At 67.9% G+C, this 23,269-nt stretch carries 20 protein-coding genes; 8 read left to right on the forward strand and 12 right to left on the reverse strand.

Annotated features, from left to right (window positions below; translation table 11 throughout):
* Positions 1–19 precede the first annotated feature (19 nt).
* Positions 20–460, reverse strand: a complete 441-nt coding sequence (locus G6N37_RS07950; RefSeq protein WP_163678323.1) for a Fur family transcriptional regulator — start codon at positions 458–460, stop codon at positions 20–22.
* Positions 461–544: 84 nt separating this feature from the next.
* On the reverse strand, positions 545–1,831 hold the full coding sequence (locus G6N37_RS07955) for a L,D-transpeptidase (protein WP_163678328.1): 1,287 nt from the start codon (positions 1,829–1,831) through the stop codon (positions 545–547).
* Positions 1,832–1,965: 134 nt separating this feature from the next.
* Here G6N37_RS07955 and G6N37_RS07960 point away from each other — a divergent pair, with 134 nt between their 5' ends.
* Together G6N37_RS07960 and G6N37_RS07965 are read left to right on the forward strand one after the other, a co-directional pair.
* On the forward strand, positions 1,966–2,787 hold the full coding sequence (locus tag G6N37_RS07960; protein WP_163678331.1) for a hypothetical protein: 822 nt from the start codon (positions 1,966–1,968) through the stop codon (positions 2,785–2,787).
* Positions 2,788–2,861: 74 nt separating this feature from the next.
* Complete coding sequence (locus tag G6N37_RS07965) at positions 2,862–4,352, forward strand: FAD-dependent oxidoreductase (RefSeq protein ID WP_163678334.1); 1,491 nt, start codon at positions 2,862–2,864, stop codon at positions 4,350–4,352.
* 3 nt (positions 4,353–4,355) lie between these two features.
* Here the strand turns inward: G6N37_RS07965 and G6N37_RS07970 are convergent, their stop codons facing one another.
* Both G6N37_RS07970 and G6N37_RS07975 read right to left on the reverse strand, forming a co-directional pair.
* Complete coding sequence (locus G6N37_RS07970) at positions 4,356–5,363, reverse strand: class I SAM-dependent methyltransferase (protein ID WP_163678336.1); 1,008 nt, start codon at positions 5,361–5,363, stop codon at positions 4,356–4,358.
* A 16-nt stretch (positions 5,364–5,379) separates the two neighbouring features.
* Positions 5,380–6,621 carry a glycosyltransferase gene (locus G6N37_RS07975; RefSeq protein WP_163684748.1) on the reverse strand — a complete coding sequence of 414 codons (1,242 nt, stop codon included), beginning with the start codon at positions 6,619–6,621 and terminating at the stop codon, positions 5,380–5,382.
* Between the two features lie 333 nt (positions 6,622–6,954).
* Between G6N37_RS07975 and G6N37_RS07980 the strand changes: the two genes are divergently transcribed.
* Positions 6,955–8,286, forward strand: coding sequence for a PPE family protein, SVP subgroup (locus G6N37_RS07980; protein ID WP_163678350.1), 1,332 nt, complete (start codon positions 6,955–6,957; stop codon positions 8,284–8,286).
* A gap of 347 nt (positions 8,287–8,633) precedes the next feature.
* Positions 8,634–9,437, forward strand: a complete 804-nt coding sequence (locus tag G6N37_RS07985) for an MOSC domain-containing protein (RefSeq protein ID WP_372514680.1) — start codon at positions 8,634–8,636, stop codon at positions 9,435–9,437.
* A 35-nt stretch (positions 9,438–9,472) separates the two neighbouring features.
* Here G6N37_RS07985 and G6N37_RS07990 read toward each other — a convergent pair whose 3' ends face one another.
* The 5 genes from G6N37_RS07990 to G6N37_RS08005 form a co-directional block, all read right to left on the reverse strand.
* Entirely contained in the window at positions 9,473–9,727 is a 255-nt protein-coding gene (locus tag G6N37_RS07990; protein ID WP_163678355.1) for a hypothetical protein, read from the reverse strand.
* 70 nt (positions 9,728–9,797) lie between these two features.
* Entirely contained in the window at positions 9,798–10,475 is a 678-nt protein-coding gene (locus G6N37_RS07995; protein ID WP_163678359.1) for a cutinase family protein, read from the reverse strand.
* Between the two features lie 193 nt (positions 10,476–10,668).
* A complete protein-coding gene (locus tag G6N37_RS08000; RefSeq protein WP_163678361.1) occupies positions 10,669–11,442 on the reverse strand; it encodes an enoyl-CoA hydratase/isomerase family protein in 774 nt (257 codons plus the stop codon).
* Between the two features lie 40 nt (positions 11,443–11,482).
* Positions 11,483–11,653: a hypothetical protein gene (locus G6N37_RS25840; RefSeq protein WP_167527370.1), complete on the reverse strand. Its 171-nt coding sequence runs from the start codon at positions 11,651–11,653 to the stop codon at positions 11,483–11,485.
* 184 nt (positions 11,654–11,837) lie between these two features.
* Positions 11,838–12,800, reverse strand: coding sequence for a GGDEF domain-containing protein (locus tag G6N37_RS08005; RefSeq protein WP_163678364.1), 963 nt, complete (start codon positions 12,798–12,800; stop codon positions 11,838–11,840).
* Between the two features lie 178 nt (positions 12,801–12,978).
* On the opposite strand from G6N37_RS08005, the gene hrpA reads away from it, so the two are divergent.
* Positions 12,979–16,908 carry an ATP-dependent RNA helicase HrpA gene (gene hrpA / locus G6N37_RS08010; RefSeq protein ID WP_163678367.1) on the forward strand — a complete coding sequence of 1,310 codons (3,930 nt, stop codon included), beginning with the start codon at positions 12,979–12,981 and terminating at the stop codon, positions 16,906–16,908.
* Positions 16,909–16,995: 87 nt separating this feature from the next.
* Positions 16,996–18,486 (forward strand): FAD-dependent monooxygenase, encoded by a 1,491-nt coding sequence (locus G6N37_RS08015; RefSeq protein WP_163678370.1) that lies wholly within the window; start codon positions 16,996–16,998, stop codon positions 18,484–18,486.
* Between the two features lie 3 nt (positions 18,487–18,489).
* On the opposite strand, the gene G6N37_RS08020 is transcribed toward G6N37_RS08015, so the two are convergent.
* Complete coding sequence (locus tag G6N37_RS08020) at positions 18,490–18,654, reverse strand: hypothetical protein (protein WP_163674180.1); 165 nt, start codon at positions 18,652–18,654, stop codon at positions 18,490–18,492.
* Between the two features lie 175 nt (positions 18,655–18,829).
* Between G6N37_RS08020 and zwf the strand changes: the two genes are divergently transcribed.
* Positions 18,830–20,329 carry a glucose-6-phosphate dehydrogenase gene (gene zwf / locus G6N37_RS08025; RefSeq protein ID WP_163678373.1) on the forward strand — a complete coding sequence of 500 codons (1,500 nt, stop codon included), beginning with the start codon at positions 18,830–18,832 and terminating at the stop codon, positions 20,327–20,329.
* An 81-nt stretch (positions 20,330–20,410) separates the two neighbouring features.
* Here the strand turns inward: zwf and G6N37_RS08030 are convergent, their stop codons facing one another.
* Positions 20,411–21,334: a class I SAM-dependent methyltransferase gene (locus G6N37_RS08030; protein ID WP_163678376.1), complete on the reverse strand. Its 924-nt coding sequence runs from the start codon at positions 21,332–21,334 to the stop codon at positions 20,411–20,413.
* 164 nt (positions 21,335–21,498) lie between these two features.
* On the opposite strand from G6N37_RS08030, the gene G6N37_RS08035 reads away from it, so the two are divergent.
* Positions 21,499–22,380 (forward strand): HpcH/HpaI aldolase/citrate lyase family protein, encoded by an 882-nt coding sequence (locus G6N37_RS08035; protein ID WP_163678381.1) that lies wholly within the window; start codon positions 21,499–21,501, stop codon positions 22,378–22,380.
* A gap of 25 nt (positions 22,381–22,405) precedes the next feature.
* Here the strand turns inward: G6N37_RS08035 and G6N37_RS08040 are convergent, their stop codons facing one another.
* Positions 22,406–23,152: a sensor domain-containing protein gene (locus tag G6N37_RS08040; RefSeq protein ID WP_163678384.1), complete on the reverse strand. Its 747-nt coding sequence runs from the start codon at positions 23,150–23,152 to the stop codon at positions 22,406–22,408.
* Positions 23,153–23,269 lie beyond the last annotated feature (117 nt).

Raw genomic sequence — 23,269 nt, forward strand, 5'->3', positions numbered from 1 at the left:
GGGGTGATTGGGCTGCGAGCTAGGAACCTGCAGTCGAACAGTCGGGGCACACGCCCCAGTAGATGACCTCGGCCTCGTCCAGGACGAAGCCTTCGAGAACGTCGTTGTCGTCGGACGGGGTGAGGCAGGGCGCCGCGCCGACCGCGCAGTCGATGTCGGCGATCACCCCGCAGGATCGGCACACGACGTGGTGGTGGTTGTCGCCGACCCGCGACTCGTAGCGGGCGACCGACCCCGACGGCTGGATCCGGCGGACCAAACCCACCGTGCTCAGCGCGCTGAGGACGTCGTAGACGGCCTGGCGGGAGACATCGGGCAGGCCGACGCGCACGGCAGAGAAGATGGTCTCGGTGTCGGCGTGCGGGTGGGCGTCCACCGCCTCCAACACGGCGACCCTGGGACGGGTCACCCGGAGATCGGCCATCCGCAGTCGTTCCGCGTAATCGGCCGTCGATGACACCGCACCAATATGACGCACTTATTTGGAACGAGTCAAGAGTTTAGTGTGAAGTGGGGCACAACTGCAGGTGACGAATGAGCTGCGTCACGCGGGCTTCAGGGCGCTGCCTTTGCGCCAGTCGTCCCAGCTGATCGTCCAGTCGCCGTTCTGCGCCAGCGTCAAGGGCGGGCCACCGCTGTTGCGGACCTCGACCACATCACCGGGCACCGAGAAGTCGTAGAACCACTTCGCGTTGTCGGCGTTGAGGTTCAGGCATCCGTGCGACGTGTCCTGGTGGCCCTGGGCCCACACCGTGGCGTCCAGCTCGTGCAAGTAGATGCCGTCGGTGCTGATCCGGGTGGCGTAGTTGATGGTTTCGCGATAGCCCAACCGGGAGTTCTTGGGCAGCCCGAACGTGGAGGAGTCCATGACGACCGGGTTGCCCTTGTCCAGGACGGTATAGACACCCGGCGGCGTCCACAACGAGATGATCTTGCCGCCGACGTTTTCGGTGCCGCCCATGCCCATCGAGGTGGGCATGGTGCGCAGCAAGGTTCCGTTGCTGAAGACGCTGACCTGTTTGGTGGCGTCGTCGGCGATGGAGACGTGCGCGTCGCCGATCCGAAACGACACCTTGGTGTCGTCTTGCCCGAATAGGCCGTTGCCCAAGGCGATTCCGTAGATCTTGGCTTCGGCAGTGACGGTCGTGCCCGGCGCGTAGTAGTGCTCCGGCCGCCAGTGCGCCGTTTGGTCGTCCACCCAGAACCACGAACCCGCCACCTTGGGCTCGGTGGTCACTGCGAGCTGCCGCTCGGCCGCGGCGCGGTCGGCGATCTGTTCGTCGAAGTGGGCCACGACCACGGTCCCGACGCCGTAGGTGCCGCCATCCTTGAGCGCGGCCTCCGACGTCGTGGTGAACGAGACCTTGGTCTGGTTGGACGGTTTGAGCGTCGAGAACGACGAAACATGGTTTGACACAACGCCGTTCGGGCCACGACTGGTGACCGTCAAGGTATACGTGCGGCCGTAGCCCAGCGGGACGGTGGGCTTCCACACTGTGTTGTCCGGCGTCATCACGCCCTGCACCGGCTTGCCGCTCTCGTTGACCATGCGGACATCGGTCAGCGTCCCCGCGTCGGCCTTGACCATCACGTGTGCGAGCGGGTCCACGTCGCGCGCATCGGGGCCGGGCGTGACCGTGACTTGCGCCGGTCCCGCGGTTTTCGCCGGGGCGCCGCCATGTCCGCAGCCACCGCCGAAGCAACCCAGCGATGCCGCGATCAGGACGCCGCCCACCACCGCGGCAACCACCAGCGCGGCGATCAGCAACCGGCGGGGCGTGCGGTCTCCGAGGATCCGGCGATCGGGCCGATCACTGTTCTGGGACGTCATTGACTGGTCGGATCCCTGCGTTCTGTTGGTCGCCGGGCCCGAGTCACTGCCCAGCGGAGACGATGTTGTCCATCAGGTGCCACGGCCGCGCGGTTTTTAAACCGACCGCGCCCCGGCGTGGGGATCATGGCGTCATGGCCGACGACGAACTCGACAGTCTCTACTGGGCGCCGCCGAAGGATTTCACGGCGGAGCGCACCGAATTGACCGCCGCGGCCAGGCGCCGCGGCGACGGCGCCGCCGCCAAGCGGATTGCCGCGGCCAACAAACCGACCACAGCGGCGTGGATCGTCAACCGGCTTGCGCTGCGCCACAAGGACTCCGGGCAGCGCCTGGCTGACCTGAGCGATCGGCTGCGTGCCGCGCACGCAGCGATGGACGGCGTCCGCATCCGGGACTTGTCCACCGAGCAGCATCAGCTCATCGACGAGCTGACGCGGGCCGCACTGCAAGCGGCCGATGTCAGCAACCCGTCCTCCGCGGTGCGCGACGCCATCACCAACACGCTGCAAGCGGCCATCGCCGACCCCGAGGTCAGGGAGCGGCTCGGCCGGCTGGCCCGGCCCGAGCAGTGGTCCGGTTTCGGTGACTTCGGCGCCGCGGCGCCGGTAACGACGACCAAGCGAACCGGAGACGTGAAGGCGCGGCCGGCGCGAGCGCGGCCGCAGCCTGCGAAGCAGCCCGCGCGCGATGGGGCCGCGCAGCGGCGGCTCGAAAAGCTGGCCTCGGCCGTGGCGGCCGCCGAGCGCGAGAAGGCCGACGCCGACGCCCGGCTGTCGGAATGCCGAGCCGAGCGGGACGCGGCACGGCGGCGACGTGACGAGGCGGCCGCGGCTCTGCGACGTGCCGAGCGAGAACTCGAGCACGCCGAGAAAGTCTACGAGCGCAGCAAGGAGGCCGGCCGCGCTGCGGGGGAATCGGTCAAAGAGGCGAAAGCACAGTTCAAGCGGGCGTGACGGTGGGCGCCGGGCCGCGGCGGCGTTTCCCTGGGCCCAGCCGGGGTATTAGCCCTCCCGTGACGTCTTTATGGATGGACAACCGAGCCGAACAGCCTTGGGCCCCAAGCAAGCTTGACGGGGGTAGCCGGTCCGCGGATGTCATCGTCGTGGGCGCCGGCATCACCGGACTGATGACCGCGGTTCTGCTTGCCCGTGCGGGTAAGGACGTGCTGGTGCTCGAGGCGCGCACGGTGGGGGCCTGCGCGACGGGAAACACCACCGCAAAGATCAGCCTGCTGCAGGGCACCCACCTGTCGAAAATCCTGACCAGGCATGGCAGGGAGCTGGCCCGCGCCTACGTGGAGGGCAACCGCGAAGGCCAAGACTGGGTGATCGATTACTGCGAGTCACATGGCATCGCGGTGCAGCGCGAGGACGCCTACACCTACGCCCAGTCCGCCAAGGGAGTGCCGTCGGCTCGCCGGGAGTTGAAGGCGTGCCAGGCGGTGGGGCTGCCCGCCGTCTGGGACGACGACGCCGGGGTTCCGTTCCCGTATCACGGCGGTGTGCGGCTGCCCGACCAAGCGCAGTTCGATCCCATGCCCTTCCTGGACGCGCTGGCCAGGGAACTGCTCGACCGCGGCGGACGACTCGTCGAGCACACGCGGGTCCGGAAGGTTTCCACCCGCGGCGACCACGTGCGGGTGCACGTCAACGACCCCGCCCGGCGCGACGTGGAACTCGAAGCCCGGCAGCTGGTTCTGGCCACCGGCATCCCGATCTTGGACAGGGGCGGGTATTTCGCGCGCGTGAAGCCGAGCCGCTCCTACTGCCTGGCGTTCAGGGTGCCCGGCACCATCACCAGGCCGATGATGATCTCCACCGACTCGCCGACGCGTTCGGTGCGCTACGCGCCCGTCGCGGACGGGGAGCGGCTGATTGTGGGCGGGGCCGGCCACACCGTCGGCCGCGAGAAGAGCCCGTCGAAGGCGCTCGAGGAACTGTCGTCGTGGGCCCGCACGCATTATCCGGGTGCCGAGCAGACGCACTTCTGGTCGGCGCAGGACTACACACCCATCGACCAGCTGCCCCACGTAGGGCCCATCTTGCCGAACACCGAAACCATCTTCGTGGCAACCGGATTCAACAAGTGGGGGATGACCAACGGCGCCGCCGCGGCCCTGGCACTGTCCAGCCGGATCCTGGGCGGCCGGATGGACTGGGCCAGGGCGTTCGCGAGCTGGAGCCCCCACGAGTTGTCCGGCCTGCCGACGGCCTTGCAGGCCAACCTCGAGGTGGGATTCGATCTGGCGAAGGGCTGGATCACCCCGCTGTTGCGCACCGGCCGTCGCAGCCCCGGCGCCGACGAGGGCGGCGTGGTGAGCGGGCCGCCGTGGCATCTGGAGGCGCGCTGCCGCGTCGACGGCACCGAGCACGTGGTTTCCCCGGTGTGCCCGCACCTCGGCGGGATCGTGAATTGGAACGACGCCGACAAGGCCTGGGAGTGCCCGCTGCACGGGTCGCGGTTCGCGCCGGACGGCACGCTGCTGGAGGGGCCCGCGACGCGTGACCTGACCGCCTGAAACTCAGCCCGCCTTTTGGTAGACGAGCCAGTGCAAACCGATGGGCGAGTGCTCGCGCTCGACGTCGAACACATCGAGACCGTTGGCCCATCCCTCGAACCAGCCCGTGGGCGGCCAACCGCCCTCGGGCAGGTGGGCCTTCTCGTAGTCGTACGCCGAATCGTCGGCGACCAGCGCGAGGGGGAGCCCGTCGACCGCGCTCGCCATCTGCTCGCGCGTGTAGATCATGGTGTTGCACTGCTGACCGAGTTCGATCGCGGCCTCGTCGGGAACGTAGCCCTCGCGGGGCAGGAAGGCGTTGAACACCAGACGCCCGCCGGGAGCCAGGCAATCGGCGGCGAGTTCGAACACGCCCCGCAACTCCTGCGTGGTCCGGAAGTCGGGCACCACCTCGGAAAGCACCATCAGCTGGTATGCGGAGTGCACGTTTTCCATCGCGGTGAAGACGTCGCTCTGAATCACGTGTACGGCCAGCGATTCGCTCTCGGCCTCCGCACGCATGACATCGGCGAGCTTCGCCGCCATCTCTACCGCGTCCACCGGGTGGCCGCGTCGGGCGAGAGCCAGGGCGTTGCGCCCGGTTCCCGCGCCGACGTCGAGCACGCGGTAGGTCGTAGGGTCGGCCGCTTCGGCGGCCAGCGCCACCACCCGCGCGTCGGGCTCGGCGCCGAACAGCGGCGGCGGACGGACCGCCACCCATTCGTCGTAATCGGCGTCGAGTGTCCGCCACTCGGCCTTGACGCGGAAGTTCACGACCGTACCGAAGGGGGCGGTGAAGGAGATGACGATGTCGGAACGGGGGGAGGCCTTGAAGCCCTTGGCCAGTTCGGCCTTCAGCGACTTCCTGAGCTGAGACGACTCTTCGGCCGTATGCCAGACGCCCAGGGTGGCGCAGACGTTGGCGCATATCTGGACGTACTCGTCGATCAAGGCGGGCACGGCCGGCACCCTGATGTGGCCCTCGGCCGACGAACGGCGGTACAACCGCCTGATCATCGCTTCGTAAAGCATCGACGGATCGAACGGCTCAGTAGGCGGACCCTGCACCAGAACCTTCTACACGACCGGGACGCTTTGCACCACTGGTCTCAGTGCCCGTCAGCCCCGAGTGGGCGGCGCATTCGAGGAGGTCGGCGGCCTTCGCGACGCTTTCGGCGGGCTTGGTCATCTGTGCGGCCACCTCCCGGGCTCGCGTAACGTAATCGCCGCCGAGCAGGGAGCGCAGATCCGCCACCAGTGAATCGTAGGTGGATTCCGCGAACGGCCTGCTGATGCCCACTTCGAGCTGACTGACCGCAGATGCCCAGATCGGCTGATCGAGCCAGAGCCAGAGCACCAACGCGGGGACGCCGGCCCGCAGTCCCGCGGCGGTGGTGCCGGCGCCCCCATGGTGCACGATCGCGCGGCAGGCCGGAAAGACGGTCGCGTGGTTGACCGCGTCGACGATCTTGGTGTGGCCTTCCCGCGCAAGATGCGTGAAATCGTTTGGGCCACTGCAAATCAACGCTCGTTCGCCTAACTGCTCACACGCCCCCGCGATCACGGCAACCGTCTCAGCAGGCGAGGTGACCGGCGTGCTGCCGAAGCCGAAGTAAATGGGCGGCGGTCCGTCGGCGATCCACGACAACGCCTCGTTGTCGACCGCGGTCGGCATGTCCAGCGTCAGCGACCCGACGAACGGCCGTCGGTGGTCGGCTTGGGCCCATTCAGCCGCCAGCTCCGGTACGCAGAGCGCGTCGTAGGCCTGGATCTCCAACACTTCTCTCGACGATCCGGCGCCTTCGGGCAAGCCAAGCGTCGCCCGTTGCGCGCCGTCGGCGACGTTCGTGATGTGCGCCTGGAACCCGCCGAGTTCCAGCGCCCGCGCGGGGAAGAAGTGCAGCGCGGCGAACGGGATGGCGTAGAACTCCGCAACATTGACGGCCAGCCGCTGCTCGTTCATGCCGGCGACCAGCAGGTCGGCGCCCTCTGCCAACGACGTCAGGGCCGCGCTTTTTTCCGCCCACACCTGAGTGACCCGCTCCACGAGTTCCGGCAGCGCGCTGATCGGATCCTGGACGCGGTGAACGAAATCCGTCGCGGTGCTTATCTGCTCGCGGGTGTCCGGCCCGTAGGCGACGGCGGTCACCCCGGCTGATTCGACGAACCGGAGCTTGTCGGGTGAGACAGCCATGAGCACGTCATGACCCCGGCGGAGCAGCTCGCGACCGACGGCGACGCAGGGCTCGACGTCGCCCCGGCTTCCGTAGCCTGCCAACACAATTTTCATTAACGACCTAACTCGCGGCGATTGCATCGATCCAAGCAGACCGGTTATGTCGGTGCCGTCCGCGGGGTTGACAGGCTCCGCCGCGATACGGAGGTAATTGATCGGTGATCTGGGACGGCTGAAGTCGCAGCATTCGTCGTCACCGGCGATACTCGAGCGTCTGAGGCGAATGCGGCATGGTCAGGGGGCAACACTCGGTCGTGCGTCATCGCGGGCCATGTACTACTAGAGAGATCACGATTTGTTTGCCGTCCGTTGGGCTACCCCACAACGGCCCGCAGTGAGCCATTAACACTGTGGCCACCTCTTGAACCGTCCGGAGGAGACGACTACATGGACTTCGCGGCTTTGCCTCCGGAAATCAACTCCGCGCGCATGTATTCGGGGCCCGGGGCGGCACCGATGTTCGCCGCCGCGATGGCCTGGGACGCGCTAGCGGCCGCGCTGCATTCCGCGGCGACCTCCTACCAGTCGGAGATCGCGGCCTTGACCGGTGGGCCGTGGCTGGGGCCGTCCGCGGCGGCGATGGCGGCCGCGGCCGCGGCCTACGTGGACTGGACGAGGACCGCGGCGGCACAGGCCGAACAAACCGCCAACCAGGCCAAAGCCGCGGCGGCCGCCTACGAGTCGGCGTTCGCGGAAACGGTGCCACCGCCGGTGATCGCGGCCAACCGCAGCCTGCTGACGTCCCTGATCGCGACGAACATCTTCGGGCAGAACACGCCGGCGATCGCGACCACCGAGGCGCAGTACTCGGAGATGTGGGCCCAGGATGCCGGAGCCATGTACGGCTACGCGGCGTCGTCGGCGGCGGCGACGAGGCTGACGCCGTTCGCGTCGCCGCAACAAAGCACCGACGCGGGCGGCACTGTCAGGCAAGCGGCCGCCCTCACCCAGGCCACCGGCACCTCGGCGGGCAAGGTGCAAAGCGCCCTCTCGTCGACGCAGCAAGCCTTTTCCGCCACGCCCAACGCGCTCGTCAACCTCGCCAGCCCCCTCGATTTCGGCTTCGGCGGGCGGGACCTGTTGGGCCTGGCGGCGGACCTGAGCGCGGTGTTCGTCGACCCCGAAGTCGGGACGGCCGGACTCGCGGCCGCCGTGGTAGCGCTTCCCTATGATGTTTCCGGTGCTCTGACCGGTTTCCACACCGATGACATTGTGAGCGGCTGGGCTGGAGTCCAGTCCTGGCCCGGTTCGGCCCCGGTGCCACCGACGCCTTTCCCGGTGATCACCAATCTGGCGGGCGGGTCGGTCGCGACGGCGGGTCTGGGCCAGGCCAACATGGTCGGTGGTTTGTCGGTGCCGCCGGCCTGGACGGCGGCCGCGCCCGCGGTACGTCCGGCGGCCCTGGCATTGCCGGCCACCAGTGCGGGCGCCGCCGCGCAGGCGTCGTCCGGCAGCTCCGGAAGCTTGTTCGGTGAGATGGCCGCCGCCAGCATGGCCGGGCGGGCTATGGCCGGCACCGGCGGCGCGGGCCGCGCCGAACGAATCAGGGCCGCAACGCAAAAGGGGGCGCAGGACGGCACGGCATCGCCGCAGGTGCCGGCCGGCGGCCCGATCACCAGCATCGCCGCCGAGCTGCGCGAGCTGGCATCCCTGCGCGACGCCGGGATCATCACCGAGGATGAGTTCCTCGAGCAAAAACAGCGACTGCTTCCACACTGAGTCCACGCGCGCCGACATTGGTGGCGTCGCCTTTTGGGCAAGACGACGCCCCGATATCGACAGATGTCATCGGATATTGTTTCGTGCGATCTTTGTATCTCGATGCGTTAATCGTGACCGGCGACGACGCGTATTTGGCAAAATTGCACAACCTGGGATTCACGTTCGCGGACATGACCGGCTGGGTCAGCGCGGCGGAGTCCACGTACTGCCCGGGTTAATCGCCTCCCGACCCGTCACCGGTATAGCCGCCGATTCCGCATAGGCTGAGCGGGATAATTCGTGCGGTCGAGTGAGGGTGGCAGTTGGAGGATTCGACGGCCTTTTCGGGTCCCGCGACGGTAGACATGCGGGTGCACAGCCTGCTCCGCTACCCGGTGAAGTCGATGCTCGGCGAAACCGTGCCCAGCATGTTCGTCGACGAGCACGGCGCGGAAGGGGACCGACGGCTCGCGCTGCTCGACGCCGAAACCGGGCATGTGGCGAGCGCCAAGAACGCCCGGATGTGGCGAGGCCTGCTCAAGTGCACCGCCAAGGGGGACACCGGACGGGTGAACATCGGCCTGCCCGACGGGACCAGTGTGGCGGCCGACGACCCCGGCATCGACGACCTCCTCTCGCGACTGCTGGGCCGGGCGGTCCGACTGGTCACGCAGCGCCCCGAAGGTGCGACGCTGGTGCGGCCGGATCCGGAGAAGCTGCTGGAGCTGGGCTTGGACGCCGAGGTCGGCGGGCGCATTCTTCAGATTGCCCAGGCCACCCCTGGTGACGCGTTCACCGACGAGGCCCCACTGCACGCCATCACCACGGCCACGCTCGAGCACATCGGCGTCGAGGCGCTGCGGTACCGCCCCAACATTGTGATCGCGACACCACCTGGCTACCCGCCCTACGCCGAAAATGATTGGGTTGGAGCGGAAATCGCGATCGGCAGCGCCAGGCTGCGCGTCCTGACGGCTACGTCACGGTGTGTCGTGCCGACGCTCGAGCATGGGTCACTCCCTCGCGCCCCGCAGGCCCTGCGGATACCTGCGGCCGAGAACCGTTGGGACACGGGCGGTCACGGAGCTCAGCCGTGCGCGGGTGCCTATCTCGCGGTGACGGCGGAGGGCGTCGTCCGCGTCGGCGACCGCGTCACCATCGGCCGGTAAGGCAACGTCGATGCGGCCCGCGATCGCCGTGTTGCTTACGCTTCCGCCTGCGGTGTGGGGCTTTGCGCAGATTCCCACTTGGACCCCAGCGACCTCGTCACGGTGGTGCCGGCGGCTAAGTCGAGCTGGAAGGTCTCCCCGCCGTCGTCCTGGAATGTGACGACGTAGCCCCCCTCGGTGGCATCTTTGAACACCACCTTGTAGGGCCGTGCACCAGAGCCGCGGTCGACGGCGATGATGTCGCCAGGGGTGACGTCGTCGATGAGGTCGTTACCGGAGACTTTGGACATACCTCCGACGGTAGCCGATCGCTCAACGCCATCCCGCACACGTCCGGGGCCGGGGTGAACGACTGACGCGTCAGACGCGCGGTGACGGACCCTGGTTGATCTTGTTGGCCGCGAACGTCGCGGCCTGGGCGGTCATCCCGGCGTCGATGTAGGAGACGTGCGCCATGATGTTGCCGCCCCCGGAGCAGATCGGGTCGTCCGGGGCGCACAGGCTGATGATCTTGGATCCGTACGCCGGGTTGATCGTCGGCAGTGGCTGCCCGCCCCACAGCATCGTCGAGAATCCGCTGCTCGGCTCGCCGAACAGGGCTACGGCGGCGACGTGATCGGCGACCGAGGCCGGCATCGCGTTGGTGGCCAGATCGATCACCGTGGAGCCCTGGGAGTATCCGCCGAGCACGATCCTGGAGTTCGGGCAGCTGGCCACGGTGTCTTGGATATGCGTGCTCGCGTCGTTGGAGCCGGCGTTCGCGCTGTTGTGATAGTCGTCGTTGGCCGGGTAGTTGACCGCGTAGACATCGACGGACTTCCCGCCGAGCTGTGCGGTGAGCGAATCCACGAAGGCCTGTCCGATGTTGCCGAGACCGGGCTCCTGGTGAGTGCCGCGTGCGAAAACCACCGAAACGTCGGAGCAAGGATCGGCAACGGCGGCGGGAAGGGCCGAAGATCCCCACAGGGGGGCACTCAGCCCCGCCCACGTCGCCACCACGGGGACACCAACAATGCGAGCAAGTCTGCGTGCACTCATGCCGAAATCCTGTCACATCGCCGGCCATGGTCGTCCCGGCGGCTGGCGCTAGCACGTGGACGCGGCCGAACGCAGCTGAGTCTCTTTGCAGCACAACGGATATCGTCAGTGGGCGGTAGATCGGATGCGATAATGGGGCCGGTCCACTCGTCCCCGGGATCCACGATGGTGCCGCGCAACCGCTCGCCCACTCCTAGCGGCCGCGCCATTGCGGCTTGCGTTTCTCGGCCCATGCCCGCAGCCCCTCGGCGACGTCCTCGGTCGCCCCGGCCACCTTGCGCATGGTCTCGCCGAAGCGCACCGACTCGATCCAGCCCATGTCCGCCGTTCGCCACGCCACCTCCTTCGTCGCCCGCTGGGCCAGGGGCGCGGCCTCGGTGAGGGTGCGGGCCCACGCCTTGGCCTCGGCCTGCAGCTGATCGGGTTCGACGAGCTTCCACACCAGACCGATCTCCTTGGCCCGCTCCGCGCTCATCGGTTTGCCGGTCAGCAGCAGCTCCATGGCGTTGGCCCAACCGACCCGTTGGGGGAGCCGGATGGCGCCGACGATCGTCGGCACCCCGATCGATACCTCGGGGTAGCAGAAGCTGGCCTCGGTGCTGGCGATGACAAAGTCGCAGAACAGTACCCCGGTCAGCCCGTAGCCGATGCAGGGGCCGTGCACGGCGGCGATGGTCGGCTTGAACAGCTCCATCCCGCTTTCGAACGAGTTGATCGTCGGCTTCTCCCAAAAGGTGCCGCCGAAGGTGCCGACCGAGCCCTCGCCGTCCTTGAGGTCGCCGCCGGCGCAGTAGACGCTGCCGTTCGCGGTCAGGATCGCGACCCACGCGTCCAGGTCGTCGCGGAACCGCTCCCAGGCGGCGTTGAGGTCTTGGCGGAGCGCACCATTGATGGCGTTGCGAGCCTCGGGGCGGTTGAGGGTGAGGGTGGCGATGTGGTCGTCCAGCTCATACGTGACAAGGCTCATCGCTTCACCCTAATTTCGTCGGGCGCTCCGGTCGGACGGCTCAGTCCGGCGGTTCTTTCTCGGACCCGCGGACCTCGGCATCCTCGCGCTCGCTGGGCTTGCCGGGAACGCCCTGCGCCTCCCGCTCACGGGCAACCTTCTCGTCGAGCTGATCGACGATGTTTTCCAGCTGGCGAGTACGGCTGAGGGGCGCTTTGTCGGGTTCCGTCATGTCGCTTTTCGTTGATCTCCGCTCGTACGCCGCCGCCTCCCGCCGACGCGGAGCGGCCGCTATCCGATACCCTGCCGTGCTCTTGCCAATCCGGCAAAGCATACGGCTGACCGCGACGGCGTGCGTCATCGAGAGGCCAGGTCGGGTAACGCGGGCGGGCCTTAGCCGGATTCGGGGCCGCCGGTCAGGGAGATCGTTTGTGCTTGATGGCGTAGAGATCGGTGTCGGCGGCCCCATGCAGCGCGGCGACGTCGGCGCTCACGCCGTCACACGACGCTCGCCCGATACTCGTGCCCGGCGTGCGAGCCAGGACGTCGGCGATGAACCGCTCCGCCGTGGCCGGTGTCGCGGCGGTGCGCTCGGCGATACACACCGCGAACTCGTCCCCGCCGAGTCTGGCAAGAACCGCCTTGGGGGGCAACGCTTCTCGCCAGAGGCTCGCCCGGCCGATCAGATGCTCATCCCCGGCCAGGTGCCCCTTGGTGTCGTTGATTCGTTTGAAGTTGTCAATGTCGAGGGCCAGCACGGTGACGATGCATGACGCGGACCGCGATCGCGCCAGCAGGTCCGCGGTGGCAATCTCCCAGCCGGCACGGTTGAGCAGGCCCGTCAGCGGGTCGGTGCACGCCGCGGTGACCAGGGCCCGCATGAGCAACCCGAACGACTCGGCGGCTCCGAGGATCGCGATCACGAAGATCGCGTAGTCGATGAACAGTTTCGGAGTGGGAGCGGCCGCGAGGGCGACGACGCAGGCCGCCGTGAGAACGGCGACCAAGGTCGCGCCGCGGCGTACCGGGTAGAACGCACGCAGATACATGGCCAAAAACATCGGGCCGATCAGGCACGCGAATTCGGCGGTGATCGTTCGGTGGAACGCCATCACGATGGGCGTAGCCGCGATCGCAGCGGCCGTCGCGGGCCCCAGCTTGTCGGGCCGAACGGCCAGCAGGGCCAGCGCCGCCACACCGAGGCCAATCGCCACGATGCCGCCGATCGGATTCGACAGCGTCAGCCCCCGGCGGATCGGGAACAATGTGAAGACCACACCGTAGAGGTAAAGGAATGTGGTGGCACCGAAGTAAATCCGGAGCAGCCGAACCTGTTGCCTGCGGTAGAAGGCGCTCCCCGCGTCTGTGCGCAGCGGCACGCGGTTTCGGCGAGGGACCCCACCACCGAAAGGGCGGGCCAGGGTAGGACCCATCTCGTCAACTCCTCGTCGCGCACGATGCTGCGGAGTGCGGCCAATTCTGGCACTACCTGCTCGGGAGCGCTCAGTCGCCTCGGCGCAAGCCGCACCTCGCCTGTGCTGGCCTATCCTGGCCCGAGTGGCCGAACCGTCCGTCGCGCAGTTGCGCAAACGCCTCGACGGTCTCACCACCCGTGACGCCGCGCGCCTGGGAAGGCGCCTGAAGAATCTGCGCTCGGCGAAACCCGACAAGCTGCGGCAGCTCGCCGAGCAGATCGCCCATGCCGAAGCGCTCGTGGCCACCCGGAAAGCCGCCGTACCGACGATCAGCTATCCCGACCTGCCGGTCAGCGAGCGGCGGCAGGACATCATCGACGCGCTGCGGGCGAACCAGGTGGTCGTGGTCGCCGGCGAAACCGGTTCGGGCAAGACGACCCAATTGCCCAAGATCTGTCTCGACGCGGGCCGCGGCGTCCGCGGAACCATCGGGCACACCCAACCCCGGCGGCTGGCCGCGCGCACGGTCGCACAGCGCATCGCCGACGAACTGGGCAGCCCGCTGGGCGAAACGGTCGGCTACACCGTCCGGTTCACCGATCAGGTCAGCGACCGCACCCTGGTCAAGCTGATGACCGACGGCATCCTGCTCGCCGAGATTCAGCGCGACCGCCGCCTGCTGCGCTACGACACGCTGATCCTCGACGAGGCCCACGAGCGCAGCCTGAACGTCGACTTCCTGCTGGGCTACCTGCGGGAGCTGCTGCCGCGCCGCCCCGACCTCAAGTTGATCGTCACCTCGGCGACCATCGAGCCGCGCCGGTTCGCGGACCACTTCGGGGGTGTGCCCATCGTGGAGGTGTCCGGCCGGATGTACCCGGTGGAGATCCGGTACCGCCCTTTGGAGATCCCGATCACCGGTGGGCTCGAGGACGATCCCGATGACCCCGACAACGAGATCGTGCGCACCGAGACCCGTGACGAGGTCGAGGCGATCGTCGACGCGATCGGTGAGCTCGAGGCCGAGCCGCCCGGGGACGTCCTGGTGTTCCTCTCGGGTGAACGCGAAATCCGGGACACCGCAGAGGCTTTGGCTGGGCTGAAACACACCGAAGTCCTTCCGTTGTACGCCCGGCTGCCGACCGCCGAGCAGCAGAAGGTGTTCGCACCCCACACCGGGCGCCGGGTCGTGCTGGCGACCAATGTCGCCGAGACGTCGCTGACCGTGCCCGGCATCCGCTATGTCGTCGACCCCGGCAACGCCCGTATTTCGCGCTACAGCCGCCGGTTGAAGGTGCAGCGGTTGCCGATCGAACCCATCTCCCAGGCGTCCGCCGCGCAACGAGCGGGCCGCTGCGGCCGGGTCGCGGCCGGCGTGTGCATCCGCCTGTATTCCGAGGAGGACTTCGCGGCCCGTCCGCGCTACACCGAGCCCGAGATCCTGCGGACCAACCTCGCCGCGGTGCTATTACAGATGGCGGCGCTGCGGCTCGGCGAGGTGGAGAACTTTCCATTTCTCGACCCACCGGACCGGCGCAGCGTCCGCGACGGTGTGCAACTGCTGCAGGAATTGGGAGCGTTCGACGGCCACGGCGCCATCACCGAACTCGGCCGTCGCTTGGCGCGGCTACCGGTCGACCCACGGCTGGGCCGGATGATCCTGCAGGCCGAGACCGAGGGATGCGTGGCAGAGGTGCTGGTGTTGGCCGCGGCGCTGACCATCCACGACCCGCGAGAACGGCCGACCGACCGCGAGGATGCGGCCCGCCAGAAGCATGCCCGCTTCGCCGACGAGAACTCCGACTTCCTGTCCTACCTGAATCTCTGGCGCTACCTACGGGAGCGCCGGAAGACTCTGTCGGGCAATGGGTTTCGCCGGATGTGCCGAGACGAGTTCCTGCACTATCTGCGCATCCGCGAGTGGCAGGACCTGGTCGGTCAGCTACGCGGCATCGCCCGCGACCTCGGTGTCGTCGAGTCCGGCGAACCGGCCGACCCGGCGCGGGTGCATGCGGCGGTGCTGGCCGGATTGCTGTCGCATGTGGGAATGCGCCGCGAGGACGCGCGCGACTACCTCGGCGCGCGGAACTCGCGATTCGTCCTGGCACCGGGCTCGGTGCTGACCAAGCGGCCGCCGCGGTGGGTGGTCGTCGCCGAGCTGGTCGAGACCAGCCGCCTGTACGGGCGCACCGCCGCCCGCATCCAGCCGGAGGTCGTCGAGCGCGTCGCGGGCGACCTGGTGCAGCGCACCCACAGCGAACCGCACTGGGAAGCCGAGCGCGGCGAGGTGATGGCCTATGAGCGGGTGACGCTGTACGGCCTGCCCTTGGTTGCGCGGCGCCGGGTCGGATATGCCCGCGTCGAGCCGGCGGTGGCGCGGGAATTGTTCATCAGGCACGCGCTGGTGGAGGGCGACTGGCAGACGCGCCATCACTTCTTCCGCGACAACGCGCGACTGCGCGCCGAGCTCGAAGCGCTGGAGGAGCGGGCCCGCCGCCGCGACCTGCTCGTGGGCGACGACGAGATCTACGCGCTGTACGACGCCCGCATCCCGGCCGAAGTCGTCTCCGCGCGGCACTTCGACGCGTGGTGGAAGAGGCAGCGCCACAAGACCCCGGAGCTGCTGACCTTCACTCGTGCCGACCTGTTGCGCACCGGCGACACCGCCGACGCCGAGCGGCCCACCGCCTGGCATTCCGGCGACGTCACGCTGCCCCTGACCTACCGGTTCGAACCCGGCGCCGCCGACGACGGTGTCACGGTGCACGTGCCGATCGACGTGCTGGCACGGTTGGGCGGTGACGAGTTCGCCTGGCAGGTGCCGGCGCTGCGCGAGGAGCTGGTGACCGCGCTCATCCGATCACTGCCAAAAGACCTGCGCCGCAACTTCGTTCCCGCCCCCGACGCGGCCCGCGCCGTGCTGGCCGCCATCGATCCCGGGGGAGAGCCGCTACTGGAGGCGGTACAACGTGAATTACGGCTTCGTAGCGGGATTTTGGTGCCCATCGAAGCCTTCGACCTGGACAAGTTGCCCGCGCATTTGCGGGTGACCTTCGCCGTCGAATCCACCGACGGCAGCGAGATCGCCCGCGGCAAGGACCTCGGTGCGTTACAACATCGGCTGGCCGCACCCGCCCGCCAGGCGGTCGCCCGGACGGTCGCCGGCGAGCTGGAGCGCTCTGGCCTGCGCGCCTGGCCCGAGGACCTCGGCGTGCTGCCGCGAGTCGTCGAGCGAACGGTCGACGGCCGCGCCGTGCGCGGCTTTCCCGGTTTCGTCGACGCGGGTCACGCGGTCGACCTGCGGGTGTTTGCGACGTCGGCGGAGCGGGACGGCATGCTGGGTTCAGGCACGCGCCGATTGCTGCGCTTGAGTGTGGCATCGCCGGTCAAAGCGGTTGAGCGACAACTAAGCCCACGCACACGGCTGGCGCTGGGCGCGAACCCGGACGGCTCGCTGACCGCGCTGCTCGAGGACTGCGCCGACGCCGGCGCCGACACGCTGATGCCGGGGCCGGTGTGGACCCGCGACGAGTTCGCCACGCTGCGCGATCGGGTGGGCAGCAATCTGGTGTCGACGACGGCCGACATCGCGGGCCGCGTGGAGGAGGTGTTGGCCGCTACACGGGAAGTGCAACTCCTCCTGCCCGGCCAGCCGCCGCACGCGCAGGCCGACGCCATCGCCGACATCCGCGCTCAGCTGGATCGGCTCTTGCCGCCGGGGTTCGTCACAACGACCGGACGCGCTCACCTGGCCGATCTCACCCGCTACCTGACCGCAATCCGCCGTCGCCTCGAGCGGCTGCCGCATGGGGTCGACGCGGACCGAGAGCGGATGCGGCGGGTGCGCGCCGTCCAGCACGCCTACGACGAATTGGCGCACTCCCTGCCAGCCGCACGGCGGGGGGCGGACGACATCCGCGACGTCGCGCGGCAGATCGAGGAACTGCGGGTGAGTCTGTGGGCCCAGCAGCTGGGCACCCCGCGGCCGGTGAGCGAGCAGCGGATCTACCGGGCCATCGATGCGCTTTGGGACCGATCGGCGAATCATCGCCCTCCCACTCTCAACCTATAGCGCACCGGGGGGCTTGCGGCAAGGGCCGGGTAATGCCGCACAATCGCTGGCCGAAGCCGAATTTCGCTCTGGTCTGGGGGTTTGAAAATGTCGTCGCACGAAAACGTCGACCACGCGGTGCTGGTGGCCGGAGGGGGTCCGACGGGGCTGATGCTGGCCGGTGAATTGGCGTTGGCGGGGGCCGATACGGCGATAGTCGAGCGGCGCGCCGGCCAGGACGTCATCGGTGCACGCGCCGGCGGTCTGCATGCGCGCACCATCGAGGTTCTCGATCAGCGAGGGATCGCCGACCGGTTCCTTGCCCGCGGACAAGTCGCCCAGGTCACCGGGTTCTCCCAGATTCGTCTGGACATCAGCGACTTTCCCACCCGCCACCCGTACGGACTCGCGCTGTGGCAGAACGAGATTGAACGCATACTCGCCGACTGGGTCAACGAGCTGGGAGTGCGATTCTATCGCGGACACGAGGTGACGGGCATCGCCCAAGACCGCGGCGGCGTGGACGTCGCGTTGTCCGACGGCCGGTCTCTGCGAGGGGGATACCTCGTCGGCTGCGACGGTGGACGCAGCGCGGTCCGCAAGGCCGCCGGCATCGACTTCCCCGGGTGGGAGCCGACCACCAGCTACCTGCTCGCCGAGGTCGAAATGGATTTCGGGACAGGCGAACCGCCGGAATGGGGAATCCGCCACGACGCGCTTGGAGTCCACTCCCTGGCCGCGGCGGAGGATGGGCGGGTGCGGGTGATGGTCACCGAGCAGCGCCTCGAGCCCAACGGCGAACCTACGTTGCGCGACCTGACCGAGGCGCTCACCGCCGTCTACGGGACGGATTACGGGATTCACAGTCCCGCTTGGCTTTCCAGGTTCACCGACATGGCGCGACAGGCCGCGACCTATCGTGACGGACGCGTCCTGCTGGCCGGTGACGCCGCGCATGTTCACCATCCCGTCGGCGGACAGGGCCTGAATACCGGCGTGCAGGACGCGGTCAACCTGGGATGGAAGCTGGGACAGGTGGTCAACGGGTTCGCGCCCGACGGGCTGCTCGACACCTACCACGCCGAACGGCACCCGATCGCCGCGCGGGTGCTGCGCAACTCGATCGCGCAAATGGCGCTTCTTCGCCCGGATGACCGCACGAAAGCGGTGCGCGACATCATGTCTGAGCTGCTCGACATGGACGAACCTCGCAAACGGTTCGCCGGCATGATGTCCGGCCTGGACATCCGTTACGACTTGGGCGACGGACACCCACTGCTCGGACGCCGCGTGCCCGATCTCGAGGTGCTCACCGCTGACGGCCCGCTGCGGATTTTCACGCTGCTGCACCGGGCCCGGCCGGTGTTGCTCAACCTCGGCGAACCCCGCCGGTTCGACATCCCCGCGTGGGCGGATCGGGTCCGGCTGATCGACGCGGAATATGCGGGCACCTGGGAGCTTCCCGTAGTCGGCGCGGTCAGGCCTCCAGCCGCGGTGTTGATCCGTCCGGACGGGCACGTCGCCTGGGTGGACGGATGCGGCGATTCCGAACTCGGGGACGCGCTCGCCGCGTGGTGCGGCGCCCCACGCGTCGCCTAGGTTCTAATCCGGCGGTTCGTCGTCCGCGCCGCGGGTGGGGGCGCTTTCCCGGTCGCTGGGCTTGCCGTCAACGCCCTCGGCCTCCCGGTCGTCGGCGACTTTCTCTTCGAGCCGGTCGACGATGTTCTCCAGCTCCTGACCGAACGAGTCTTTGTCGGGTGTGGTCATATCGCTTTCCATCGGCTGTGGTCGGGTTCCGCCCCGTCGGTATCCAGTACCCCGTCGGCCGGGTGGTAACCGGGTGGGGATTGTGATCCTGGGTTCGCCACGTGATGAGCCGGGCTCGTCGCTGCCAGGGGTGACGGACGCGACATAACGGCGCGGCGGTGGAAGTATCGCAGGTGTGGCCGACAAGAAACCGCAGACCATCTCTTACCCGGCGGCCGATGGACGTCCGCGCCGCCACGAGACCGAACGGCTCGACCCCCACGTCATCGTCCTCTTCGGCGCGACGGGGGATCTGGCCAAACGCAAGCTGATCCCGGGCCTGGCCTATCTGGATCAGTCCGAGCTCGCACCCGACATCCATATCGTCGCGACGTCGCTGGAAGACATGAGTGACGACGAATTCCGCGAGATCGCCAAAGACGCGATCGAATCGTTCGGCGCGCACAAGCTCACACCCGAGCAGTGGTCCAACTTCGCGAAGATCCTCACCTACGTCCCGCAGGGCGCCGGGCCGGAAGCACTGGCCGCGGCGGTCGCCGACGCCGAAGCCGAACTGGGACCCGACGTCAGGCGTCTGCATTACCTGTCGGTGCCGCCGAAGGCGGCACGCGAGGTCATCACCATGCTGAGCGACGCCAAGCTCGTCGAGCGTTCGAGGGTGGTGATGGAGAAGCCGTTCGGGACGGACTTCGCGAGCGCGGTGGCACTCAACGACTTCGTGCACGAAACGTTCGAGGAATCCCAGATCTTCCGTATCGACCACTTCCTGGGCAAGGAGGCCGCCCAGAACATCTTGGCGTTCCGCTTCGCCAACGGTCTGTTCGAGCCGATCTGGAACCGCAACTTCATCGACCACATCCAGATCGACATCCCCGAAGCACTCGGCCTGGATCAGCGGGCAAACTTCTATGAGGAGACCGGCGCCTACAAGGACATGGTCGTGACCCACCTCTTCCAGGTGATGGCGTTCGTGGTCATGGAGCCGCCGACGGCGCTCGAACCCTTTGCCATCAGCGAAGAAAAGAACAAGGTGTTCCGGTCGATGCTGCCGGTCAAGCCTTCCAACGTCGTACGCGGCCAGTACAACGGATACCGCGACGAAAAAGGCGTGGCGAAGGATTCCGATACCGAGACGTTCATCGCCCTCAAGGTCGGCATCGACAACTGGCGCTGGGCCGGCGTGCCCATCTATCTCCGTACCGGCAAGAAGATGGCCGAGGGCATCCGCATCATCTCGATCGCGTTCCGTGAGGCGCCCCGGACGATGTTTCCCCCCGGCTCCGGGGTCGGCACTCAGGGTCCCGATCACCTCACGTTCGACCTCGCCGACAACTCGAAGGTGTCGCTGTCTTTCTACGGCAAGCGACCGGGCCCCGGCATGAAGCTGGACAAGCTGTCCATGCAGTTCTCCTCCCAGGAGATCGGCACCGTCGTGGACGTGCTGGAGGCCTACGAACGGCTCATTCTCGACGCGATGCGGGGTGACCACACGCTGTTCACCACTGCGGAGGGCATCGAATCATTGTGGGAGCGTTCGCAGGAGCTGCTCGACGACCCACCTCCGGCGAAGATGTACCAGCCGGGCACCTGGGGCCCCAACGCCATTCATCAACTGATCGCACCCAATGCCTGGCGGTTGCCCTTCGAGCGGGAGTGGCGTGACGTCAGGGGCTGACTGCACCCCGGTTAGCCGGATCGGTCCGGGCCAACCCAGGGCATATGACGAATAGGACCAACACCACCGAAGACGTCGCCTTCAGCCCAATTGGGCGCTGATGTAGGTGACGGCGTGCCGGAATACCCGGAGGATCTCGGTGTCGGGAACGACGAATCCGTAGTCGGCGTATAGCTGCTCGGTGGGGTAGGGGGTGACGGCCCAGCCGTGGGCGGCCAAATGCTCTGCCGCGGCTTGGCGTTCCCCCTGCCACACCAGGTCGGCGACGTCGATGTCCAGCCCGTGCTTACGCCAGGTGCTGCGCATCGCCCGGGCGCGTTCGTCGCTGAACACGCCCATGTCGGTGATGTTCTCGGTGGCCAGCCGGCTGCCCGGTGCGCTGAGCGCGGTGATGTTGTCCAGCAGCCGATCCTGTGCCTGCGGCGGCAGGTAGGGGAGCAACCCTTCAGCGATCCAGGCCGTCGGCGCCGCCGCGTCAAAGCCGTTGTCGCGCAACGCTGTCGGCCAATCATCGCGCAGATCGATGCCAACCGTCCGGCGTTCGGCGGTCGGTTCGGCGCCGATCCGGGCCAGCGTGTCGCTCTTGAACGCGATGACTTGGGGCTGATCGACTTCGTAAACCACGCTGCCCGCCGGCCAGGACAACCGGTAGGCACGGGCGTCGAGTCCGGCGGCCAAGATGACGGCCTGACGTAGGCCGGCGCTGGTCGCGGATGTGAGGAAATCGTCGAAGAACCTGGTGCGCACGGTGATCTGCTCGCGGCGCTGCTGCAGGGTCAAGGGCATGTCGTCGCTGTCGAGCGGAATCTCGCCGTCGAGCATGCGCACGAAGAACGGGTGTCCGACCGCGCGCACCAACGGTTCGGCGAACCGGTCATCGAGCAGCGCATCCGGGCCGCGGGAGGCCAGCGCTCGGGACGCGGCAACCATCGTCGCGGTCGCCCCGACGCTGGAGGCCAAATCCCAGCTGTCACCCTCGGCGCGCGCAGAACCAAGTGCTGACACCGGCCACTCCCTCCGGGGATACAGCCGCCGCGGCGGCCAATTCGCGTTTCGGAGGTTCACCGCGGATGGGCCGCGCGGCTCAACCACCCGTATCGAAGGGTACTTTCTGGCTATGTCGCACCCCCCACGCACCCTCTGAGCCCGACGACAGGAAGCGAATCTTGATGGCACCAACCCTGCGCCCGCGCCGCTCGGCCTTGTACCTACCCGGCAACAAGCCCCGGGCATTGGAGAAGGGAAAATCGCTGCCCGCGGACGTGGTGATGTTTGACCTCGAGGATGCCGTCGGACCCGACGCCAAAGCCGATTCGCGGACGACGGTGTGCGAGGCGGTCGCGTCGGGCGGCTACGGGCCCCGCGAGGTCGTGGTGCGCATCAACGGTTTAGACACCGAATGGCACGACGCGGACTTGGCGGCGGTGGCGGGCTCGGCCGCCGACGGGGTGCTGGTGCCGAAGGTCGAGTCGAGGGAGCAGGTGCAAGCGCTGGTCGAGAAGCTGGACAGGCTGCGGGCACCGGAGTCGTTGCAGCTGTGGGTGATGATCGAAACGCCGCGTTCCTTCCTGAGGGCCGAGGAGATCGCCTCGGCCAGCGATCGATTGGCCGCGCTGGTGGTCGGCACCAACGACCTGGTGAACGATCTGCACGCAGTGCACGTGCCCGGGCGCGCGCCCGTCGTCGGCGCGCTGTCGTTGGCGGTGCTGGGAGCCAGGGCAGCCGGGAAGGTGATCCTCGACGGCGTGTTCAACGACATCACCGACGAGGACGGCTTTCGAGCCGAGGCTCGACAAGGCCGCGAAATGGGTTTCGACGGCAAGACTTTGATCCATCCGTCGCAGATCGGCCCCGCCAACGACTTGTTCGGCCCCTCGCAACAAGAACTCGCCGACGCCCGCAAAGTCGTCGCGGCCTACCAGGAGGCACGGGCCGCGGGGACCAGTGTCATCACGGTGGACGGCCGCATGATCGAGAGCCTGCACGTCCGCAACGCCGAGCGGATCCTCGCCCTTGCGGACCTCATCGCGGAACTGGCATCCGCATCCTAGGCGCCGGGCCGACAGCGCAAGCGGTTCACTGCTTGTCGACCTTGGCGGCGATCTGGCCGGCGAGCTTGACCGCCAGGTCTGCCGGGTCCTTGCGGACCGCGCCGACATCGATCGCAACGTTGTTGCGTACCGTCAGCGCGCGCTGGCAGGTCATGCTCAGCAGGACGCTGCCGTTGTCGCGCAGTGTCATGGTCAGGGTCGTGCTCAACACTCCGTTGGCGTTGGAGACCGGTCCCACCTGCCACGCCGTCTCGGGGGTGTCCGTTCCCGCCGGTGTGGTGAACTGGCGGTTGGCGCACGCCGGCCAGCGCTGTGCCGAGGTGGTGAAGAAGGCGTTCGCCTCTTTGGCGGACGGGAACAGCACCAGCACCTGGTCCACCTGGGGGTCCGGTTCGTTCGAATTCGGGGGAAGGGACGCAACCTCTTCGTCGCCGCTGGCAGCGGTGTAACCGCTGCCGGCATAAACGGGAGCCTCCCCGGGGCCCATGGCGTAGAGGCAGTCATCAGGGAATTTCCAGCCCGCGGGCCATGGCTGCTTCGCATTGTCGTCTTGCAGCTTGTCGTTCTTCTCCTTGCTCTTCGACCCGGTGACGCCCAGCGCGCTGTCCATCTCCGCCGAGGTGAGCAACAAGCCCGCCAGCGCGGGCTGCGCGACCGGGGGACGGGTCGAGGTCGTGGTCGAAGAGCCGGCGGAGCCATCGTGGCTGCCGCCGCATGCGGCAACCAGAATCCCGATGGCGGCCGCGGACACTGCGGCTGATAGTTGGCGCATGCGTGGCTCACCCTCTGTGGTCGCGTTCAGCCCTCGAGCTTCAGTGCGGCCAGGCGCATCCGCTATCTAATGCTGGGAGGTGGACGCAGCATATCCGTTGGGACAGCAAATTGCGTG

It is taken from the genome of Mycobacterium seoulense (genome assembly GCF_010731595.1).
GTDB lineage: Bacteria > Actinomycetota > Actinomycetes > Mycobacteriales > Mycobacteriaceae > Mycobacterium > Mycobacterium seoulense.